Annotated in this window: 18 protein-coding genes; 4 read left to right on the top strand and 14 right to left on the bottom strand. The window is 70.2% G+C overall.

Going from position 1 to position 21047, the window contains the following annotated elements:
• Positions 1 to 8: 8 nt before the first annotated feature.
• Positions 9 to 1412, top strand: a complete 1404-nt coding sequence (locus ACZ5UM_RS09625) for a 4Fe-4S dicluster domain-containing protein (RefSeq protein WP_464848335.1) — start codon at positions 9 to 11, stop codon at positions 1410 to 1412.
• 108 nt (positions 1413 to 1520) lie between these two features.
• Entirely contained in the window at positions 1521 to 2342 is an 822-nt protein-coding gene (locus ACZ5UM_RS09620; RefSeq protein WP_464843777.1) for a serine hydrolase, read from the top strand.
• A 66-nt stretch (positions 2343 to 2408) separates the two neighbouring features.
• Here ACZ5UM_RS09620 and ACZ5UM_RS09615 read toward each other — a convergent pair whose 3' ends face one another.
• The 8 genes from ACZ5UM_RS09615 to ACZ5UM_RS09580 all read right to left on the bottom strand — a co-directional run bounded on the left by ACZ5UM_RS09615 (position 2409) and on the right by ACZ5UM_RS09580 (position 10400).
• Positions 2409 to 3011: an ATP-dependent Clp protease proteolytic subunit gene (locus tag ACZ5UM_RS09615; RefSeq protein ID WP_464843776.1), complete on the bottom strand. Its 603-nt coding sequence runs from the start codon at positions 3009 to 3011 to the stop codon at positions 2409 to 2411.
• 51 nt (positions 3012 to 3062) lie between these two features.
• The gene (locus ACZ5UM_RS09610) at positions 3063 to 5783 is read right to left on the bottom strand and encodes a M16 family metallopeptidase (protein WP_464843775.1); all 2721 of its coding nucleotides are present in this window, start codon (positions 5781 to 5783) and stop codon (positions 3063 to 3065) included.
• Between the two features lie 12 nt (positions 5784 to 5795).
• Positions 5796 to 6002: a hypothetical protein gene (locus tag ACZ5UM_RS09605; RefSeq protein ID WP_464843773.1), complete on the bottom strand. Its 207-nt coding sequence runs from the start codon at positions 6000 to 6002 to the stop codon at positions 5796 to 5798.
• Between the two features lie 201 nt (positions 6003 to 6203).
• The gene (locus ACZ5UM_RS09600; protein ID WP_464843772.1) at positions 6204 to 7037 is read right to left on the bottom strand and encodes a transglutaminase-like domain-containing protein; all 834 of its coding nucleotides are present in this window, start codon (positions 7035 to 7037) and stop codon (positions 6204 to 6206) included.
• Positions 7038 to 7043: 6 nt separating this feature from the next.
• Positions 7044 to 7931 (bottom strand): 4-hydroxy-3-methylbut-2-enyl diphosphate reductase, encoded by an 888-nt coding sequence (locus ACZ5UM_RS09595; protein WP_464843771.1) that lies wholly within the window; start codon positions 7929 to 7931, stop codon positions 7044 to 7046.
• Between the two features lie 85 nt (positions 7932 to 8016).
• Entirely contained in the window at positions 8017 to 8145 is a 129-nt protein-coding gene (locus ACZ5UM_RS09590; protein ID WP_464843770.1) for a hypothetical protein, read from the bottom strand.
• Between the two features lie 102 nt (positions 8146 to 8247).
• The gene (locus ACZ5UM_RS09585) at positions 8248 to 9843 is read right to left on the bottom strand and encodes a WD40 repeat domain-containing protein (RefSeq protein WP_464843769.1); all 1596 of its coding nucleotides are present in this window, start codon (positions 9841 to 9843) and stop codon (positions 8248 to 8250) included.
• Positions 9840 to 10400, bottom strand: a complete 561-nt coding sequence (locus ACZ5UM_RS09580) for a sigma-70 family RNA polymerase sigma factor (RefSeq protein WP_464843768.1) — start codon at positions 10398 to 10400, stop codon at positions 9840 to 9842. The genes ACZ5UM_RS09585 and ACZ5UM_RS09580 overlap by 4 nt, the downstream gene beginning before the upstream one ends.
• Before the next feature lie 195 nt (positions 10401 to 10595).
• On the opposite strand from ACZ5UM_RS09580, the gene ACZ5UM_RS09575 reads away from it, so the two are divergent.
• Positions 10596 to 12956, top strand: coding sequence for a S9 family peptidase (locus ACZ5UM_RS09575; RefSeq protein ID WP_464843767.1), 2361 nt, complete (start codon positions 10596 to 10598; stop codon positions 12954 to 12956).
• A 1502-nt stretch (positions 12957 to 14458) separates the two neighbouring features.
• Entirely contained in the window at positions 14459 to 15514 is a 1056-nt protein-coding gene (locus ACZ5UM_RS09570; RefSeq protein ID WP_464843765.1) for a hypothetical protein, read from the top strand.
• A gap of 15 nt (positions 15515 to 15529) precedes the next feature.
• Here ACZ5UM_RS09570 and ACZ5UM_RS09565 read toward each other — a convergent pair whose 3' ends face one another.
• From ACZ5UM_RS09565 to rsxE, 6 genes are all read right to left on the bottom strand, one after another.
• Complete coding sequence (locus ACZ5UM_RS09565; RefSeq protein WP_464843764.1) at positions 15530 to 15970, bottom strand: PaaI family thioesterase; 441 nt, start codon at positions 15968 to 15970, stop codon at positions 15530 to 15532.
• Between the two features lie 456 nt (positions 15971 to 16426).
• Positions 16427 to 17392, bottom strand: a complete 966-nt coding sequence (locus tag ACZ5UM_RS09560) for a Gx transporter family protein (protein WP_464843762.1) — start codon at positions 17390 to 17392, stop codon at positions 16427 to 16429.
• A 433-nt stretch (positions 17393 to 17825) separates the two neighbouring features.
• Entirely contained in the window at positions 17826 to 18890 is a 1065-nt protein-coding gene (locus ACZ5UM_RS09555) for an FAD:protein FMN transferase (protein WP_464843761.1), read from the bottom strand.
• A 24-nt stretch (positions 18891 to 18914) separates the two neighbouring features.
• Positions 18915 to 19730, bottom strand: a complete 816-nt coding sequence (locus ACZ5UM_RS09550; RefSeq protein ID WP_464843760.1) for an RnfABCDGE type electron transport complex subunit B — start codon at positions 19728 to 19730, stop codon at positions 18915 to 18917.
• Between the two features lie 16 nt (positions 19731 to 19746).
• Complete coding sequence (locus tag ACZ5UM_RS09545; protein WP_464843759.1) at positions 19747 to 20334, bottom strand: electron transport complex protein RnfA; 588 nt, start codon at positions 20332 to 20334, stop codon at positions 19747 to 19749.
• The gene (rsxE, locus tag ACZ5UM_RS09540) at positions 20335 to 21045 is read right to left on the bottom strand and encodes an electron transport complex subunit RsxE (RefSeq protein WP_464843758.1); all 711 of its coding nucleotides are present in this window, start codon (positions 21043 to 21045) and stop codon (positions 20335 to 20337) included.
• Positions 21046 to 21047 lie beyond the last annotated feature (2 nt).

The following is a 21047-nucleotide window of genomic DNA, read 5'->3' as shown; positions in this document are numbered from 1 at the left end:
TGAGGGCCATGGTGAAGAAGATCGGGTGGCGCAGGCTGCGCCTCGCCACCCAGGCCCTCTTCTGGGCGCTCTTCCTGCTGCCGCTCCTCGGCTTCCCCTGGTTCCGCGGCACCTACGTCGGCTCCCGCTTCCTAGGCGTACCGCTGACCGACCCCTTCGCCGCGGCGCAGGTGCTGGCAGCCGGGGGCGCGCGGCTGGCGGCGGCGGCCGCACTCGGCCTCGTGCTGGTGGCCCTCCTCTACCTGGTGCTGGGCAGGGCCTTCTGCGCCTGGGTCTGCCCCCTGGGCAGCCTGCTGGAGTGGCTGGACGGGATCGGCGGGAAGCTCCTGCCCAACCGCTGGCACGCCCGCCGCGCCGCCTGGCCCCGCTGGAGCCGCTGGGCCGCCGCCCTCCTCCTCCTGCTCCTCTCTGCCCTCACGGGCCAGGCCCTCTTCGAGTGGATCTCGCCCCAGGCCACCCTCATGCGCTCCCTGCTGTTCGGCCTCGGCCTGCAGCTCACCATCGTCGCCGCCGCCCTCCTCTTCGACCTGTTCGTGCTGCGGCGGGGCTGGTGCCGCTCGGTCTGCCCGGCCGGAGCCTTCTATTCGATCCTGGGCCGCTGGGCCCTGCTGCGGGTAGGCCACGACCGCGCCGCCTGCGACCGGTGCGGCAAGTGCATCCAGGCCTGCCCCATGAACGGCCGGGAGACCCTCCTGGAGACGGTCTCGGGCAGAGGGCCGGCGCAGGCCGATCCATGGATCTGCGCCAATTGCGGCAGCTGCATCGACGCCTGCCCGCAAGGCGCACTCCGGTTCACCCCGGCGTGGGCGGTGCAGAAGCCGCAGGAGCCGGCCCGGAACGCGGGGTACGACCGGCGCCAGGCGCTGGGCCTGCTGGGCGGCGCCGTGGTGGTGGCCGGGGTCAGTGTGGCCCGGCCGCTGCTGGCGGCCCCTGCGCAGCAGCGCCTGCTCCGGCCGCCCGGGGCCCTGCCCGAGGCGTTCTTCCTGGGGCTCTGCCTCCGCTGCGGCCAGTGCGCTCAGGCCTGCCCGCGCTCGGCCGTCCGGATGGGCGGTCTGCAGCACGGGCTCGCCATGGGCACCCCCTACATCGTCCCCCGGGAGACGGCCTGTGACCTCTGCGGCGACGAAGAGCCTGCCTGCGCCGCCGTCTGCCCCACCCAGGCGCTCCGCCTGGAGCCCGGGGAGCCGGTGCGGATGGGCAGGGCCGTCATCGACGCCGAGCGCTGCCTCGCCCACCACGGCGACGTCTGCCGCAGCTGTTTCAACGCCTGCCCGCTGCGGGGCGAGGCGCTGGTTCTGGAGGGGGCTATGCGGCCTGCGGTCGACCCGGCGGTCTGCACAGGCTGCGGGCTATGCGAGGAGCACTGCATCCTGGAGCCCGCCGCGATCCGCATCGTGCCGCTGAATGAATGAGCCACATGCACCGGGGGAGGGGGGAGACCCCCTCCCTCTGCGCATAGGAATTCCGTGCGGCCGCGGCGAATGTCGCACGCCGGAACCCTGGAGGAGGTGGGCGAAGGCATGACGGATCCGGTCCGTGCGCTGACGGCGCTGGTAGAAGGTTTCTCCGGCACGATGGGGGTGTGGGCCCGGTCGCTGCAGACGGACGAGATCATCCAGGTGGGGGCGGCCGAGGAATCGTTCCCCAGCGCATCGACGATCAAGCTGGCGATCTTCTACGAGATGATGCGCCAGGCCGGCGAGGGGAGGCTGGACCTGGACGAGATGCGGGAACTCCGGGCCGAGGACAAGGTGCCCGGCTGCGGCGTGCTCCGGGACCTGACGCCGGGGATCCGGCTTCCGCTGCGGGACCTGGCCACGCTCATGATGACCATCAGCGACAACACGGCCTCGAACCTGTGCATCGACGCCGTGGGCATCGAAGCGGTCAACCGGGCGATGGACGCGCTGGGCCTGACGGGACTGCGACTCCGGTGGAAGTTCTTCGGCGCGCCCTCGGGCCAGCCGGTCAACTCGGCCGTGCCGGCGCAGCTCGGCCGGCTCATGGACATGATCGTCCGCCGGGAGGTGCTGAACCCGGAGGCCTGCGACCGCATGCTGGCGGTGATGAAGCAGGTGCAGAGCCCCTACGCCGCCCGCTACCTGCCGGGGGCCTCGCAGTACGACCGGCTGCCCGACGGGCCCGGCCCGATCATCGCCGCCAAGTTCGGCAGCATCACCGGCTGCCGCCACGAGGTCGGCGCGGTCTGGAAGGGCGGCCGGGGCTTCGTGTTCTGCGTGATGACCAAAGACTGCAAGGACGAGCGGCGCATCGAGGACAACGAGGGCGTGCTGGCCGTCGGCCGCGCCGTCGAGATCCTGTACCGCCGCTTTATCGGCTGATGCTGCCGCACCCCGCCGCGCGGAAGGGGGCCGCTTCGGCGGCCCCCTTCCGCGCGCCCCGGTCGGTTACGCCTTCTTGCGCTCCCGGGGCTGAACGACCACGTCGACGAGGCCGTACTCCTTGGCCTCCTGCGCCGACATCCAGCGGTCGCGCTCCGAGTCCTCCTTCACCTTCTCCAGCGGCTGGCCGGAGTGCCGGGCGATGATCTCCGCCAGCTTCTCCTTGGTGTGCAACAGCTCCTTGGCCGTGATCTCGATGTCCGTCACCTGGCCCCCGATGCCGCCCTTCACCCACGGCTGGTGGATGAGGATCCGGGCGTGGGGCAGGGCGTACCGGGTGCCCGTCCCGCCGGCCAGCAGCACCGCGGCCATGGAGGCGGCCATGCCGATGGCGTAGGTGTTCACCTTCGGCTTGATGTGCTGCATGGTGTCGTAGATCGCCAGGCCGGCGCTGGTGATGCCGCCCGAGGAGTTGATGTACATGTTGATGTCCTTGTCGGGATCGTCGCTCTCCAGGAACAGGAGCTGTGCCGTGACGGCGTTGGCCACCTGATCGTCGATGGCGGTACCCAGGAAGATGATGCGGTCCTTGAGCAGGCGGGAGTAGATGTCGTAAGAACGCTCGCCCCTGCTCGTCTGCTCGATGACAATCGGAATCAGCGGGCTCATCGCAAACTCTCCTTTTTACCGGGGCTCATCGGGCCCCGCGCTTCTCACATTCTACGACTTCGAACTGTCCGCCGGAGATCCTGCCGGGCCGGCGGTGACGATCGTCAGCCGTTCGGGCACCAGATGGCGGGCCGCCGCCTCCCGGAGCGCTTCCGGCGTGAGGGCGGCCACCTGCTGCGGGTAGCGTTCCAGCCAGTCCAGGCCCAGACCGAAGCGCTCGATCTCGGCCAGCCGCGCCGCGATGCGCTCCGGCGACTCATGCTGCACGGCCGGGTAGCCGCTGAGGAAGTCCTGCAGCGCCTCCAGCTCCGGCAGCGGTACAGGCTCGGTCGAGAGCCGCCGCAGCTCGGCGAGCACCGTCTCCAGGGCGAACTCCAGCCGGGCGGGATTCACGCCCAGGTGGGCGGACCAGGAACCCGGGCCGCTGGTGCCGCCGAACAGGGCGTACTGGTAGTAGGAGAGGCCGTGGCGCTCCCGCACGTCACGGAACAGGCGGCTGACCGCCGGCGTGCCGTTGCCGCCGAAGAGCGTGGCCAGCACGTCCAGGGCCAGGTAGTCGGGGTGACTCCGGTCCACCAGCGGCCAGCCCAGGGCGATGTCCGTCTGGGTCTTGCCCGCCAGGGGGACGTGCACCCTGCCCCCCTCAGGCGGCGGCACGGGCGGGATGGCCACCCGGCCCTTCCCGCCCCGCCAGCCGGCGAAGGCCGCCTCCAGCGCTTCGGTAACGGCATCGGGGTCAACGTCCCCGACCACGGTGATCACCGCGTCCGCCGGCCCGTAGTGCGTCTCGTGGAAGCGCTTCAGGTCATCCACCTGCAGGCCGGTCAGCGTCGCCTCCGTGCCGCCGATGGCGTGCCGGAAGGGGTGTCCCTCGGGGTAGATCCGCTCCATGAGCCGGCGGGCCGCCACCGCCCGGGAATCGTCCTCCGACCGCCGCCACGCGACCACCATCTGCGTGCGCAGCCGCTCCATCTCGTCGGCCGGGAAGGCAGGCCGGCAGACGACCTCGGCCAGCAGCCCCAGCCCCTGGGCCAGGTCCTCCGGCAGGCACTTCAGCGAGGCGACGGCGGTCTCCCGTCCGGCGTCGACCCGGAGCGACATCCCCTGGGCGTCGGTGATGACGGCCAGCTCCTGCGCGGTGTAGGAGGCGGTGCCGCGGGTGAGCAGCCCGGCCACCAACTGGGCCAGCCCCGCCTTCTCCGGCGGTTCGTGCACCGCCCCGGCCTCCATCTGCACCCGCACGAAGACGCTGGGCACCGCAGGGGCCGGAAGGAGCAGCAGCACGGCGCCGCCGGAGAGCCGCCGCCGCACGACGCGCTCAGGGGCGAGCACGGGGCGGGCAGACCCGGCCTGGGGCCGGGGCACCGGCCGGTCGGCGGGCTTCTGGTACTCGGGCGTGGTGCCCGCAGCCTGCGCCGCGTCCGGTAAAGCCGGCGGCTGCGATGCGGGCCCGGCCGTGGGTGCCGGCGCCCGGGCTGGCTCCGGCCCGGCGGGCGCCCCGTCCTCCGGCACAAAGTGGGCCACGGTGCGCCGGCGGGGGTCCAGATACGTCCTGGCGGCACGCAGCACGTCTGCCGGGGTGACCGCCTCCAGGTCTTCGAGGGCGCGGTCGAACCGTTCGACGCCGCGGGTGAGGGCCGTGCTGCCCAGCAGGACGGCCTGGTTCATCGCGGACTCCAGGGTGTACAGCCAGCTCGCGCGCAGCTGTTTCTTGGCCCTGACAAACTCCTCTTCGCTGACCTCGCCCTCCCGGAGGCGCTCCACCTCACCGAACAGCGCCTCCTCCAGCTCGGCCAGCGAAACCGAGGGCGCGGGCGCGGCCGAAAGCATGAAGAGCCCCGCGTACTGCAGCGACCGCACGTAGGCGCCGGCGGCCACGGCCAGGCCCGTGTCGATGAGGCGGCGGTGCAGCCGGCTGGAACGGCCCATCGCCGCGCCGGTGGCCGAACTGCTGCCGGAGAGCAGCGCGGCCAGCACCGTCAGGGCCGGCTGGTCGGCGTGTGCCGCCTCGGGGATGCGGTACCCCGCCTGCAGGATGGGGTGGGGCCCCGGGCGCCGCACGGTCAGCCGCCGTTCGGCTTCCTGACCGGGCTCCGCCAGAGCGGGCCGCTCCACGGGTTCCCCGGCCGGCAGGGGGCCGAAGTGGCGCTCGGCCAGGCGAAGCACCTGCTCTGCATCCACGTCGCCCACCACCACCAGCGAGGCGTTGCTGGGCCGGTAATAGCGCCGGTAGTGCGCAGCGAGGGCCTCGGCCGTGGTCGCGCGGATGTCGTCCTTACTGCCGATGATGGCATGGCGGTACGGGAGCACCTGAAACGCCGCGGCCATGAAGGCCTCGTTCAGCCAGAAGGAGGGATGGTTCTCGGCGCCCTCCCGCTCGCTCACGATGATGCCCCGCTCCCGCACGGTGAGGTCGGGGTCGAAGGTCATGCCGACCATGCGGTCGGCCTCCACCTCAAAGGCAAATGCCAGATGCTGCGCGGGCAGGACCTCGTAGTAGGCGGTGTAGTCATACGAGGTGAAAGCGTTCCACATGCCCCCGCGGCGCTTCACGCCCTCTTCCAGCACGCCGTACGGGAAGCGGGGCGTGCCCTTGAACATCATGTGCTCCAGGAAGTGCGACAGGCCGGTCTGCCCGGGCCCTTCATCCCGGCTGCCCACGCCGTACCAGACCATCGAGGTCACGACGGGGGCCTGCCGCATCTCCCGGATGTACACCTTCAGCCCGTTGGGCAGCTCAGCGACGCGGGTCGGTGCGATCTGGTAGCCCATCTGCCCCCTCCTCTACTCTCCGCGGACGCGGGTGCGCCTGTCGGCCCACCAGACGACGCCGAGCACCGCAGCCAGCAGAAGCAGCATGCTCATGCCGGATCCCAGGGCAGACCACACGTAGGGGTTGCCCGCCGTCTGCCGGAAGTACTGGATCAGCGCGACCGCAAACAGTGCGAGGACCAGAAGGCCGATCACCTTGCGGAACAGATTTTTCAGCACGGGCTCACGCCCCTCTTTACCTAATATTTCCCGGAATTCCTCTGGAAATCCCGTCACCGGTCCGCCGGATCGAACAACCGGCGGTCGTTGCTTATTAAGACGCCCGGGCATTCCGGGCGGATACCCACGCCGACACGCCAGCGTGACACGCAGAACCCCAGCGGGACCGGCCTCCGGACCGTCCGCTGGGGCGCTCGAACATCACGGTCTGCCCTTCACGACCAGGAGTTCCCGCCAGCGCTGCACCCGCCCGATCAGCCGCTCCTGGCCCACCCCGGTGTAGAGCCGTTCCAGGTTGCTCAGCATCCGGTAGAGGATCACGCGGGTGCTGCACGGGGCCAGGACCCGCTCGGGCGCGGTCACGCCCCGGCGGGCCAGGATCCGGGTGAGCGTCTCGTACCGGTAGATCTGGCCCTGGTTGAAGCAGTCGACGTAGGCGGGCTGGTCGGCCTCCGCGTACAGGGCGAGGAAGTGATCGGGCATGGCCACGCCGTAGACCGGCAGGCCCACCCGCTGACCGACGAGGATGTACACCGCCGCCAGCGCAATCGGCACCCCCCGCCGCCGCTCCAGCACGCTGGGGAGATAGTGGTGCTCGGGGTTGGTCAGATCGCCCGCCCGGAACCGCAGGTTCTCGAAGAGCACCTCGCCCATCGCCCGCAGGCCCCCCACCGCCGGCATGTGCGCCCGCACGGTGCCGGCGACGGCGTCGAGGAACGAGGCCACAGACCGCTCCCGCTCCTCGGCGCCGCCCAGCGCAGCCAGGAGCATGCAGCCCTCCTCCAGGCTGAGGGCCTCGTCGTCCTGCTGGGAGAAGCGGCGCCACCGCTCTTCCACCGCCGCGACGCGCAGCTCTTCCAGCAGGGCGCGCGCCCGGCCCCTGAGGCGCGGCTCCGGGTGGTCGAACACGGCCTGCAGGAAGGGCACGGCGGCCTCGCCCGCGCCCAGGAGCTCGTCCCAGGCCGCCCGGAAGACGGCCTCCTGCTCATCGCCGAGCAGGCTGACCAGCGCGCGGAGCTCACCTTCGGTTCGCATAGGGCCTCAGCGCTCCTCCACCTCGACGTTGTACTGCTCCAGGAACTCAATCACAGCCCGGGTGATGTGCGTCGGGGTCGAGGCGCCCGAGGTGACGGCGACTTTCCGCTTCCCCTTCAGCCAGGCCGGATCGATCTCATCCACGCTGTCCACCAGATGGGCCTCGCGGGCGGCCAGTTCCTGGGCCACCTGCACCAGCCGGTTGGAGTTGTTGGAACGCCGGTCGCCCACCACCAGCACCAGGTCGGCCTGCGGCGCCATCTTCGCCACCGCCTCCTGTCGCTGCTGCGTGGCCAGGCAGATCTCGTTGTATACCTCCGTCTGCGGCCACCGGGCCTTCACCTGGTCCATCAGCGCCCGGGTATCCCACTGCGACAGCGTCGTCTGATTGGTGACCGCGAGCTTCTGCCCGGGGCTGAACGTCAGCGCATCCAGGTCCTCCGCCCGCTCCACCAGGTGCACGTGGCCGGGGGCTACCCCCACCGCCCCCTCGGGCTCAGGGTGCCCCTTCTTGCCGATATAAATGACCTCGTACCCCCGGCTGACCAGCTCGGCGATGAGCTCGTGGGTCCTGGTCACGTCGGGGCAGGTGGCATCGACCACGTGGAGCCCCTTCTCGCGGGCCCGGATCTTGACCGCGGGCGACACGCCGTGGGCGGTGAAGATGACGGTCCCGGATTCGATCTGCTCCAGCAGGCTGAGCCGATCGTCGCCGTCCAGCGTGATCACGCCGAGCCGGTCCATCTCCTCCACCACGTGGCGGTTGTGCACGATCTGCCCCAGGACGTATATGGGCCGGGGGACATCCGGGTCCCGGGCCACGCGCCGGACGAGCTGTATGGCGCCGACGACGCCGTGGCAATACCCTCGCGGGGTAATCTTGATTACTTCCATGGAACGCCTGTCCTCCCATCCGGCCGGAGATGTTACGCAAGCCCGCCGTGGCAGAGGCTGCTACGGCGGGCTGCTGTCTGCGGTCTTAGTGATGGCCGTGTCCGTGGCCGCCCTCCGGGGCGTCGGACGGCTCGGTCTTCCCGTTGATCGACAGTGCGAAGATCACGATGACCGAGGCGACGATCCAGCCGATGACCCACAGCCAGAAGTTCACCGGAACCCCCCCTACTCGCCGGAGACTCGCACACTGCGACTCTATTCTCCCCCAGGAGAGGGGCTTTGGCAAGTCCCCGGTTCCGGCGGGCAGGTCAGGGGGTCAGGGGGCCAGGGGCCGGACCTTCAGCCCTTCGGCGGTAAGGAGCAGCAGCCGGTCGTCGGAGACGGCCACGTCCACGGGCCAGTCGGACAGCCGCTCTGCGTGACGCTGCCGGCCGGACTCGTCAATCACCCACATCGCCGGACCGTCCGCAGCCGCGACCACGATCGCCGTCAGGTCACCCCGGGCAGAACCGGAGGCCAGCAGAATGCTTCCGTCCACCACTTCCGCCAGCCACACCGGCGCCCCGCTGTCCGGCTCCACCCAGACCGCCTGCTGCAGGTTCCAGGCCAGCACGCCGCGGCCGCCGGCGAGGGTCCGCATCCAGGCAGGCGCGACCGGGAACCTCCAGACGGGGTGCCCGGTGCGGTCGTACACCGTGCTGCCCACGGCCACCTGCCGGCCATCAGCCAGGAAGCCGAACGCCTCACCGTCCGGGGCCACCGGCTGATCCAGCAGGAGCTGCCCGCCGGCGTCGTAAAGCATCAGCCGAGGTTCCCGCGGAGAGCCTGTGAGGAGGCCGAGGGTGCCGTCGGGCGCCAGCGCCAGCGCAGAGGGGCGCAGCCCGGACAGGGTGAGCACCGGCACATCCGCATCGTACACCCGAATGCCGCCGGGGTCCGCGACCGCCGTGCGGTCACCGTTCACCGCGACCAGCTCCGGAACCGTGGCCACCCGGAGCGCGCCTGCCGGGCGTCCCTCCGCCGTGAAGCGGAGCACGGCATCGGGGGTGACCACCGCCGACTCCCCTGCCGGCCCGTAGACGACCGCGGCCGGCGGCTGGTCGATGGGCGTCTCGGACACCGGGTTCCCGTGCGCGTCCACGACCTGAACCGAGCTGCGGCCGTAGACCACCACGCCGCCGTCGGGCAAAGGCTGCACATGCAGCGGCGCAGGAGACGCCGCCTCCATCGCCCCCACGGAACTGTCCTGCGCAGGCGGGATCTGTCCCGAAAGCGCGACGCTCTTGTCCTCCAAGTTGAGGTATACGTGCCAGGTGCCCCGGCTCTTGTCCGTCAGGGCCGGAAGATCCTCGGCCCGCAGGCTCACCTTGAGGGCGGACGTGACGGTCCCGCGGGCTTCGCCCTTCGAGGACGCAGCGGCTGCCTGAATTTCGTCTCCCGGGGCGGCGCTGGCAGCCACCTGGGCTTCGCCTTCGGGGGCGCCGGCCGCCGTCAGGTTCGCTTCGCCAACTTCGGGCAGCGCGTCGAGCCTCCCCTGAGGCGGGGCGGTCATGGTGCGGAACGGCCCGGCGGATTCCCCGCCGCCGGCTGCCGCAGCCGAGTCGCTGTCCGCCTCCTCGGGCACAGCAACGGAGGCCACACCCGCTCCCGAACCGGTCGTCAGCGGCTCCTCGGTTGCCATTCGCGGCCAGAGGTTGACGGCCAGCACGAAGGCCGCGGCCGCGGCGGCGAACCAGTAGGCCGGCCTGAGGCCTTTCAGCGGGGAGGAAACAGGAGTGGCCTCGGGCTCGCCTTCGCTGGCAATGCGCTCCAGCACGGCCTTGCGCATGGCCGGGGTGAAGGTCCAGCCTGCGAGCGACCGGTCGAACTCGTCCTTGATCACCTGCCGCAGTTCCTTGTCGATGTCGCTCACCGGGCCACACCCCCTTTCTGCAGCATCTCTTTCAGCATCGCCCGGGCTCGGAAGAGCCGGGTCTTGACGGTGTTCTCGTTCTGGCCCGTCACCTCGGCGATCTCCACCGTAGTGAGGTCGTGGTAGTAGTACAGGATAATGACTTCCCGGTATGCGGCGGAAAGCTGCATCACGTAGCTCATCAGCCGTTCCCGCTGATCGCTGAGGACGACCGCCTCCTCGGGATCCTCACCCGTGCTCTCCGGCTCGACGGGCGTTCCCGCCGCCCGGGGGTCGTCCGTCGGCAGCAGCCGCCGCCACCACGCGCTCCGGGCCTTGTCGCGGCACAGGTTGACCGTGATGCGGTACAGCCAGGTATAAGCCGAGCTCTCGCCCCGGAACGACTCCCAGTTGCGGTAGGCCTTGATGAAGACCTCCTGGGCCACGTCCTCGGCGAGATGCCGGTCTTTCAGGTAGGAATAGGCAAGATGGAGTACCTTCGTGCCGTACTCCCGCATCAACTGGTCGATCGCGGCCGCTCGATCGGCTGGCAGGGCTGCCCTATCGAACTGCGACATGGAGGCGTCTCCCTTCGCGTGGATCAAATCCTCAGTTTGACGAAGGTTTACGCCACGCGGTTGCCCGGCACCTGCCTCAGCCGGCCTTTCACCAAGACAGACGGATGCATCGGCCTGTCCCGTTTCATGCTGGCAGGAATCCCGTCGCGGACCGCCCAATTGTTAGCGAAACGAACCATTGGGAGGGGAGTGTCTGTGACCAGCCGCCGCAAGCTCCAGGCCGAAGACTTGCTCGCCATCAAACTGGCCGGGGACTGCCAGATTTCACCCGACGGCACCCGCGTGGCCTATGTGCTTCAGGAGATTGACAAGACGAAGAATGAGTATACCTCCGCCATCTGGGTGGCCCGGGAGGGGGCGGATCCGGTCCGCTTCACGGCCGGGCCGAAGGACACGCAGCCCCGCTGGTCCCCCGACGGACGGCACCTGGCCTTCATCTCCAACCGCAGCGGCTCCAACCAGCTCTGGCTGCTGTCCATGGACGGCGGCGAGGCCCGGCAGCTCACCCGGATCAGAGGCGGGGTGCAGAACCCCGTCTGGAGCCCCGACGGGCGCACCATCGCCTTCACGGCCAACCTGACGGAGGCGGGGCTGCAGCCGGAGGGTGAGGATGCGGAGGAGCAGGATCTGTTCCGGAAGTTCACCAGGGACGTGAAGGTGATCACGCGGCTTCACTACAAGATGGACGGCGTGGGCTTCTACACCGACGAGCGCAAGCACATCTGCGTGGTGGACATCCACGGCGGCGGGCTCAGGCAGCTCACCTCCGGCGACTTCAACCACCTGGATGTGAGCTGGACCCCCGACGGCCGCGGGCTGCTCTTCGCCGCCAACCGACGGGCGGACCGGGACTGGTATCCGGGCCACGTCGATCTGTGGTACCTTCCCCTTCCCGGAGGCGAGCCCGGGGGCGTTTCGGGAGACGGCGAGCCCGAACGCCCCTCCCCTGGCGCCGTCGACCGAGCCCTGGCCACGTCGGAAGACGGCGCACCCGAACGCCGCTCCCCGGGTGCTGTCGACCCCGCCCTGGCCACGCCGGACGACGGCGCACCCGAACGCCGCTCCCCGGGTGCTGTCGACCCGGCCCTGGCCACGCCGGAAGACGGCGAGCCCGAACGCCGCTCCCCGGGTGCTGTCGACCCGGCCCTGGCCACGCCGGACGACAGCGCTCCTGAACGCCGCTCCCCGGGATCATTCGAACCCGTGCGACTCACTCCGGGGGACGGGAGCCTCACCTGCAGCGGCCCCGTCGCCTCCCCCGACGGCCGGTTGGTCGCCTTTCTCGCCAGCGACCCGGAAGAGTCCGGCTACGGCCTGACCGGCCTCTACGTGCTGGATCGGACCACGGGCGAAATCCGCCGGCTCGCGGCCCAGCTGGACCGCCCCTTCCGGAACGAGGCGTCCCAGGACCTCGTCGCGCCCACCGGCGGACGGCTCTACTGGTCTCCCGACGGGAGGTGGATCTACGGCCTCGTCTCCGACGCCGGGCAGGTGCATCTGGTGCGGGTCGGCGTGACGACGGGCGCCGTCGTACCCGTCACCGGGGGCGACCGGGTCATCCACGCCTTCTCGCTCACGCCTGACTGCCGCCGGGCCGCCCTGGCCTTCGCCACTCCCCGTTCGCCGGGCGACATCTACCTGGCGCGGCTGGACGAACCGGACCCTTCTCCGCCCGTGCCGTCGGCGGGCACGGTGCTGCGGGGCGGCGGCGTGCGGGAGGTGCGGCTGACGGCGCACAACGATGCGCTGCTCGGGGAGTTGGAGCTGACGGTCCCCGAGCGTTTCCAGGTCACCGCAGGCAAAGGTGAGCCCGTCGTGGACGCCTGGATCCTGCCCCCCGTGGGCCGGGAGGATGGGAAAAAGTACCCCGCGGTGCTGGAGATCCACGGCGGACCCATGTCCATGTACGGCGCGAACTTCTTCTTCGAGTTTCACTGGCTGGCCGCGCAGGGGTACGCCGTGGTCTACGCCAACCCACGGGGGTCGCAGGGATACGGACACGACTTCTGCCGGGCGATCCGGGCTGACTGGGGGAACCGGGACTACGCGGATGTCATGGCCGCCATCGAGGCGGCGGTGGAACGCTACCCGTATGTGGACGGCGACCGGCTTGGCGTCGCCGGCGGTTCGTACGGGGGCTTCATGGTCAACTGGATCGTCAGCCACACCGACCGGTTCCGGGCCGCCGTGACGATGCGCTCCGTCGTCAACCGCTGGTCCGCCATGGGCACGTCGGACCTGGGTTACGACCGGCTGCGACAGTTCGGCGTGGAGAACTGGTGGGAGGTGGACAACCTGGGGCCGTTCCTGAAGCAGTCGCCCCTCGTCCACGCCTCACGCATCAACACCCCGCTGCTGATCGAGCATCAGGAAGACGACATGCGCTGCCCCATCGACCAGGCGGAACAGCTGTATGCGGCGCTGAAGTACCAGCGGAAGCCGGTGAAGTTCGTGCGGTACCCCGGGGAGTCGCACGGGATGAGCCGCACGGGGAAGCCCTGGCACCGGGTCCACAGGCTGAAGATGATCGCCGAGTGGTTTGCGGAGTATCTGTAGGCGTACCGACCCCCGACCGGAAGGCTCCGGTCGGGGGTTTCGCACGGGCATCGGCGCGCCGCCCGTGGGGGGGCTGCACGCCGCGCGTCCCTTGGGGAACGGAGGTTGCCGCGCGGGGGCTAGTCCGCGGGGCTTTCGACGCGGGGCTGGCAGATCCCCGCCCGCCCGTCGGGACAAAACGCGCAATCCGTTGGAGACAGGCGCGGAGAAAGGGCCCTTCCCGCGCCCTCCCCTTGATACCGAAGCCTCTGAGGGCGCTGTATCCACCGACAAGCGGCGGCTGGCCCGCTCAGTTGCCTCAAAATGATCCTGCGCCGCCGCTGGGGACGGCCGGAGACCGCCTGCAGGGGACCAGTCTCCAAAGGATTGCGAGTTCCGGGCCTGCAATGCGTCGGGAGCGCCCTCCGGGGCCTGTGATGCGTGATCGAGAGCACCAGGGACCCCTCCGGGGCCTGCGGTGCGTCGAGAGCGCCAGGGATGCCTCCGGAGTCTGCGATGCGTCGAGAGCACCAGGGATCCCTCCGGAGTCTGCGATGCGTCGAGAGCACCAGGGATCCCTCCGGAGCCTCCGGTGCATCGAGAGCACCAGGGACCCTCCGGGGCCTGCGGTGCGTCAAGAGCGCCAGGGATGCCTCCGGGGCTTGCAGTGCGTCGAAAACGCCAGGGATCTCTCCTGAGCCTGCAATGCGTCGGGAGCGCCAGGGACCCCTCGGGGGATGGCGGCCCCGCGTTGACCAGCGATGCCACGCCTCCGCTGACGATGTCGCTGCCGGCTGCGCGTGGATGCGGCCGTCATCCGCCGTCGACCACATCCTCCCCACCACAATCACATGCCGGCTCAGGGCCTGCTTTCCCGTGCAGGCCTGCGAACCTCGGCGGCCAATTCACCGCAGGTCCGATGCACAGGCAGATGAACTGGCAGGAAAGGCCTCGCCAGATCCAGCGCAGGTCCACTGCACCGACAGTCAAGAAGATCTGAAAGGCTTCGTCAGCTCACCGCAGTTTCGTTGCACAGACAGGCGAAAAGGCCTCGCCAGATCACGCTGGTCCACCGCGCAGACAGGCGACAAGGCCTCACCAGATCCCGCTGGTCCGCTGCGCAGACAGGCGATGTATCCCGAAAGGTGTCGCCAAGCCTGCAGCGAGGGCGGATGGTGAGGGCCCCCAGGAAGGAGACCCGGCTCGTCTCCCTCCGCCCCGCCGGGTGCAGCTGCGGCCAAACTCGCAAGTCGTTGGAAATAACCCCGCAAGACCTCCCTCGGGGCAGGTCCTCGGCCGAACATACCCTCCCGTGGCATCCAGTGACTGGCCTTTTCGCCGAGTTCACCTCCCGTCCAGCCCGCCCCACATTCCTGAACGGCCTCTCAAAGCCTGAGTCTCCAACGACTTGCGCGTTTGCCCGGGGACAGCCGGGGCGGCAACCCGAACAGAATAGAAAATCCTCCCAGAACAGGAGGAGAATAGGTGTTCGGTGGCGAATTCCAGATTCGGGAGGGGTGATCATGGAGGCGCCGTCGAACAACCGCCTGCTTCAGACAAAGCCGCTGGAAGTGCGCGTTCCGGACCTCCTGTGGAAAGACCGCAGCCTGACGGAAGGAGCCCGCTACCTCTGGTGCTACCTTTGGATGCTCCGCGACACGCAGCGGAAGTTCACCTTTGCGGAACTCCGCCGGGGGACAGGGCTCAGCCAGCGCAGCGTGCTTCGGCACCTCGACGCGCTGGCGAACCGGCTTTGGCTGCGGTACACCCGCACCGGCCGCTCCGTGCAGGTGCAACCCCTCTGGCCCCGGTCGTCCAGGTACATCGTCCTGGTCGACGATCTCCTGCTGGATCACACGCTGCCGCACGCCGCCAGGTGGGTGTGGGGCGTCATCCGCCGGCTGGGCCGCCGGTTCAGCTATCGGATGCTGATGAAGCACACCGGGTACTCCCACAACAGCCTGACCAAGTACCTGCGCCTCCTCCGAAGCAAAGGCTACCTCTCCGGAACGGTCTGCAGGGTGGGCAGGCGAAAGGCCTTCGACTACACCTCCGGAAACCCGGCGGAAGAACGGCGGTTGGCTGCGCTGGAAAGGTTCGAAAAGAGCAAGTCGCTGGTCGAGCAGTGGAAGGCCTACTCGTGGGGACAGTTCCTGTTCGCGCGCAAGGTGGAGATGCTCACCGGCGCGGTCGTGATCGAAAACGGGGCCGCCAGCTGCCTGGACAACCCCGAGACCGGCGGACGTATGCAGTTCGACCTGTTCTTGCCCAAGTACCACGTGGCGCTGGAGTTTCAGGGGCCCCAGCACACCCGCCTCACGCACCGCTTCCCCGACGAGGCGCAACTGCGCGCCCAGCAGCGCCGGGACGAACTGAAACGCCAGTTGAGCCGGGAAGCCGGCATCACGCTGATCGAGGTGTTCCCGGAGGACCTCAGCTTCGAGCGCCTGGCGGAACTGCTCCATTCGGCGGGGGTGCCGCTGCGCCCGATTCCGGATGAACAGCGGTACGTCTACCAGGCGCTGCGCCGCCACGCTGGAAAATACCGGGCAGCGGTCCTCGGGAAGCGGGCGGTTTGACGCCGCTGTCGCGTGCTATGCCTCCGGCTCCGGCCCGTCCACCTCGGGGATCATCGCGGTGCGCGCCCCCGGGCGGGGCTCCGCGGCGCCGCGCTTCACGAAGAAAGTGGCCAGTGCCTTGGCAACCAGCGTCCCCTGGATGTCCTCGATGTCCACTTCTCCCACCGCCGTGAGCCCGCCTACATGCAGGGTCCGGGCTCGGGCCAGGAGATCGCCGCGCGCCGGCGCAAGGAAGTTGATCTTCATTTCAATCGTCGCGACTGCGTCGCCTGGCCGCAGGGCGCTGCGCAGCGCCGTGCCCAGCGCCGCGTCTGCCAGCGTGCACAGCGCGCCTCCGTGCACCATGCCCAGGTTGTTCTGCGTGTGATCACTCGCGGGCATGCGCACGACGCTCCGGCCGTGCCCGGCTTCGACCACCTCGGCTCCGATCACCTCGCGGAACGGGATCCGCGCCATCTCCACGTCTCTCCTCTTCGGTACAAGAAATGTTCAGGTCACATCTTACCTAGCCGTCCGCGCACTGGCAACCCGCACGGGCCGCCCGGACCGGGCATGGGATGAAAAGGCCGGGCCACCGCCCCGGCGTAACCGCATCTCGACCCCAAATCGGCTTCCGCGCGGCCCCACCGTTTCCCCAACATGGCCTGAGCGTGGCCTCAGCACGCCCCCAGCATGCCCTGAGCGTGGCCTCAGCACGCCCCCAGCATGCCCTGAGCGTGGCCTCAGCACGCCCCCAACATGCCGTGAGCATGGCTCAGCACGCCCCCAGCGTGGTCCAGGCTTAACCCCATCTTGACCCCTCCTCGGCCGCAACGTGACCTCAGGGCGTCAGTGTGGCCTCAACGCGGTCCCAGCGTGGCCCCAGTCTGAACCCCAGCTTAACCCGGCTTCACCCCCAGCCCGACCCGGGACTCATCTCAGGATCGCGTCCGGGCCGCCCCCACTGGCGCCGGTCACCTGGACAACCACGCGATACGGCACGCAGACGATCATGTCGCCGGGCAGCGAGATCCACCCTGTGAGCACGCAGACCTGGTCCGGACAATCGGCCTCGCGCACCCGCACGGCGCCGCCGGCGACCTCGACGACGAGGTGCCCGCCCGTGGGTTCCACGGGGTAGACGCCATCCTGCGTCAGATCCAGCGTCCGCCAGGTGTTGCCTGCCACCGTCACCACGGCCTGCGCGGGTGCGCGTCCCGCATCCGGCCCCCCGGTACGGCCCACGACGAGCAGCAGGGCAAGGGCCACGACACCCCCGGAGAACACCAAGTCGGCGGGCCGGAGGAGGAGAGGACGGCGCTCCCCGGCAGCCAGACTGCCCGATGCGCCTGCGACCATGGGGAGCGGCGCCTCCAGCGCCCCGGCCGTGCGCAGCCGGCGCAGGAGGAGCCCGACGAGAATCCCCGTCAGCACTCCGACGAGCGGGCCCAGGAGGAGAAGCGGCGGCAGCAGGAGCAGAACGCCAGGGGTGGCGGTCACGGCGGCGGCTGCGGCGAGCTGGCCCACGTGATGAGCGACGGCACCGGCTGCGCTGACGCCGGCGGGCCCGAAGCGGCGGCTGCGGGAGAACAGCACCATCGACGCCCAGGCCAGCAGCCCGCCCGCGCCGCCGACGAAGAAGGCTGGGCCGAAAAAGGTTCCGGCGAAGATCTGGGTCAGGACGAAACGGGAGACCCATACAGCAAAGCCTGCCCCCGGCCCGTCCAGGGCGAGGGCAGCCAGTGTGGTCGCGTTCGCCAGCCCCCACCGGACCCCAGGCACCGGGGCCGGCGGCGGAACCTGGCGTTCGATCAGGGCGAGCGCCAGACCTGCAGCCGTGAGGAGCCCGAGCCGGGTCAGCTGGCGCGTGGTGAACCGGCGCATCCGACCGCGCCCCATACCTCTACTCCCATTCAGCTCGGCCACCCCCCGCTCGGACAGGTCTGTGCGCTCACGTCGCTCCCCCGGCAGCCCACAGGTCTGGGCGCTCACGCCGCTCCCCCGGCAGCCCACAGGTCTGGGCGCTCACGCCGCTCCCCCGGCAGCCGACAAGTCTGGGCGCTCACGCCGCTCCCCCGGCAGCCCACAGGTCTGGGCGCTCACGTCGCTCCCCCGGCAGCCCACAGGTCTGGGCGCTCACGCCGCTCCCCCGGCAGCCGACAGGTCTGGGCGCTCACGCCATTCCCCCGGGGCCGGAAGAATTTTACACCCGCAGCACTCGCCGTTTCCTCGGCAAGATGCACGGGTTCTCGCAACTCGGAAGGACCGTCGCCACCGCAACGCGGACGTGCCGTCGCGACTGAAGCCCGCACGTGCCGCCGCAACCGCGGCCCTACCATTCCCCCGGCGTGAGCTGCGCCAGGCCGGCCATGCCCGGGGTCATCCGCACCTCGCCGGCGTCGCTGACCAGGAGCCCCTCGACGCCGTGTTCCACGAGGAAGCGGTACCCCTCCTCCATCCCGAGCACGAACGCCGCGGTCGCATAGGCGTCGGCCAACTCGCCCCGGGCGGCGACCACGGTGACGCTGGCCATCCCCGGCGCCGGGTACCCGGTGGCGGGGTCGAGGATGTGGTGGTAGCGCACGCCGTCAAGCTCGAAGAACCGCTGGTAATCCCCCGCCGTGTCGGCGAACCCCGCCTCCAGCGAGAGCGTCGCCAGAAAGCCCTGCGGGTCCCGGGGGTGCTGAACCGCGATGCGCCACGGGCCGCCTTCCGGCCGCTCCCCCAGCAGCGCGATGCTGCCGCCCAGCTGCACCAGCGCCGCCCGGACGCCGGCCTCCGCAAGCCGATCCCGCGCCATGCGGGCGGCGAGCCCCTTGGCCACCGCCCCGAACTCGACCTGCATCCCGGGCCTGGCGAGAAAGAGCGTGCCGGCCTCCGGGTCCACGTGCAGGTCGCGCCAATCGACCAGCGCCCGGGCGACGGCCAGTTCCTCCTCGCCCGGCAGCCGGCCACCTTCGCCGAATCCCCACGCAGCATACACCGGCCCGATGGTCGGGTCAAAGGCGCCCCCGGACTCCCGGGCCACCTGGAGGGCGATCTGCGCCAGCTCCAGGGTCTCGGGCGCGACGGCCACAGGCCCGGACCCGGCCGCGGCGTTCACCCGCGCCACGTCGCTGTCGGCCCGCCCGGGGTGCCACAGCGATTCCAGCCGGGCGATGAGTTCCATGGCCGCGTCGGCCGCGGCCCCGGCCTCACGCCGGCTGGCGTAGACCACCACCCGCACCGGCGTGTCCATCAACAGGGCCGTGCGCTCCACCCGCTCCGTCCGGCCCTGCCACAGCACGAGCAGCAGCGCCGCGGCCGCCAGTACCGCCAACGCCGGCCGGGCTGCCAGCCACAGTGCCGGCGGAAACGGGCGCCGCCGGGCCGTGACCGCGCATCTCCTTCCCCGCACGGCGCATCACTCCCCAAGGAAGGCCTACACCGCCTCGACCACCGGCAGGGGATGCGTGAGGACGATGCACTTGGTCGGGCACTTCTCCGCGCAGATCCCGCATCCGTCGCAGCCGGCGGGATCGATGTAGGCGACGTTGTTCACCAGCGAGATGGTCTTCTGCGGGCACTGGCGCACGCACAGGCCGCAGGCGATGCACCCGGCGCTGCAGACCTTGCGCACCTGCGGACCCTTGTCCAGGTTCCGGCAGGAGACCACGGTGGCCTGCGAGACCGGCACCAGGGCCATGATGCCCTTGGGACACGCCTGCGTGCAGATGCCGCACCCGGTGCACTTCTCCCGGTCCACCACCGGAAGGCCGGCCGCCTCGTCCATGGTCAGGGCGTCGAACGGGCAGACCTTCGCACAGGTGCCCAGGCCGACGCAGCCAAAGGAGCAGGCCTTCGGTCCGCCGCCGGGCATGAGCGCCGCGGCGCGGCAGTCGTCGATGCCCTGGTACAGATAGGATCGCCGGGCTTTGGCGTCGCTACCCACGCAGTGGACGTGGACCACCAGCCGCTCGCCGGCGTCGGCCTCCAGCCCCAGCACCTCCGCCACCGCCGCGGCCGTGGACGGGCCGCCCGCCGAGCACGCGTCGGGCTTCGCCTCGCCCTTCACCAGGGCCGCAGCCAGGCCGTCGCAGCCGGGAAAGCCGCAGGCGCCGCAGTTGGCGCCGGGCAGCCGCTCCCGCACCGCCGCCACCCGCTCGTCGGGCGGAACGGCGATCTTCACAGCCACGAAGGCCAGGCCGGTGCCCAGAACCAGTCCCGCGCCCCCGAGCACAAGCACTGCTGTCAACATGCTGTATACACCTCGCTTAGAAGAGGATCCCGCGGAACAGCCCCTGGAATCCCATGAACGCCAGTGCCATCAGGCCGGCCGCGACGAAGGCGATGGGCATGCCCCGCATCGCGGGCGGGATGTGCAGGCCTTCGATCCGCTCCCGCACGCCGGCAAACAGCAGGGTGGCCACGGTCCAGCCGATGCCGGAGGCAAACCCGTTCACCACCGACGCCATGAAGCCGTAGTCCTGGCTGATGTTGAGCAGGGCGGCACCCATCACCGCGCAGTTGGTGGTGAGCAGCGGCAGGAAAATGCCCAGCGCCGCATACAGCGGCGGGCTCACCCGCTGAATGACCATCTCCACCGACTGTACCAGGGCGGCAATGACCAGGATGAAGGCCACCGTCTGCAGGTAGCCGAGGCCCAGCGGCTCCAGCAGGAGATGCTGCAGCGGCCAGGTGATGGCCGAGGCCAGCGTCATCACGAAGACGACGGCGGCGCCCATGCCGTAGACCGTCTCCAGCTTGCTCGAGACGCCGAAGAACGGGCACAGGCCCAGGAAGCGGGAGAAGATGTAGTTGTTGATCAGAATGCCGCCGACGAGGATGGCCAGAATCTCCATTTAGACCGCCTCCCCCTCTCCGCCGCCGGTGTTGCCGGCCGAACCGCCCGCCGCCGCAGCCGCGCCCGCCGGCTGCGCCCGCAGCACCCGCGCTTGCTGACGCTGCTGCAGCCACGCCAGGCCGGCCATCAGGAACCCGATGACGAAGAACGCGCCGGCGGGCAGCAGCATCACCACGACCTCCAGCGGGAGGCCGCCGCCCAGAAGGGCGATACCGAACAGCTTCAGGTTGCCGGTACCCAGCAGCTCGCGCACGCCGCCGATGGCCATGAGCGAGACGGTGAAACCCGCGCCCACGCCCACCGCGTCGGCCACCGAGAGCAGCGGACCGTTCTTGGAGGCGAAGGCCTCCGCCCGGCCGAGGATGACGCAGTTCACGACGATCAGCGGGATGAAGATGCCCAGGACCGCGTGCATGTCGGGCAAGAAGGCCTTCATCATCATGTCAACCACAGTGACGAAGGTGGCCACGATGACGATGTACACCGGGATGCGCACCCGGTCCGGGATCACCTTGCGCAGCAGGCTGATGAGGAGCTCCGAGCAGGCCAGGACGAAGATCACGGCCAGCCCCATCCAGAAGCCGTTCTCCATCGCGGTGGTGACGGCCAGCGCCGGACAGAGGCCCAGCAGCAGCCGGAACGGCGGCGCCTGCCGGATGCCATCTCGGAGGACCCCCGGGAACGTCAGCTTGGAAGTCGTCTCGTTCACGG

The sequence above is a fragment of the Symbiobacterium ostreiconchae genome, from assembly GCF_055396975.1.
Note: the sequence above shows the minus strand (reverse complement) of the source record. Positions and strands in the feature narration are given on the sequence as shown.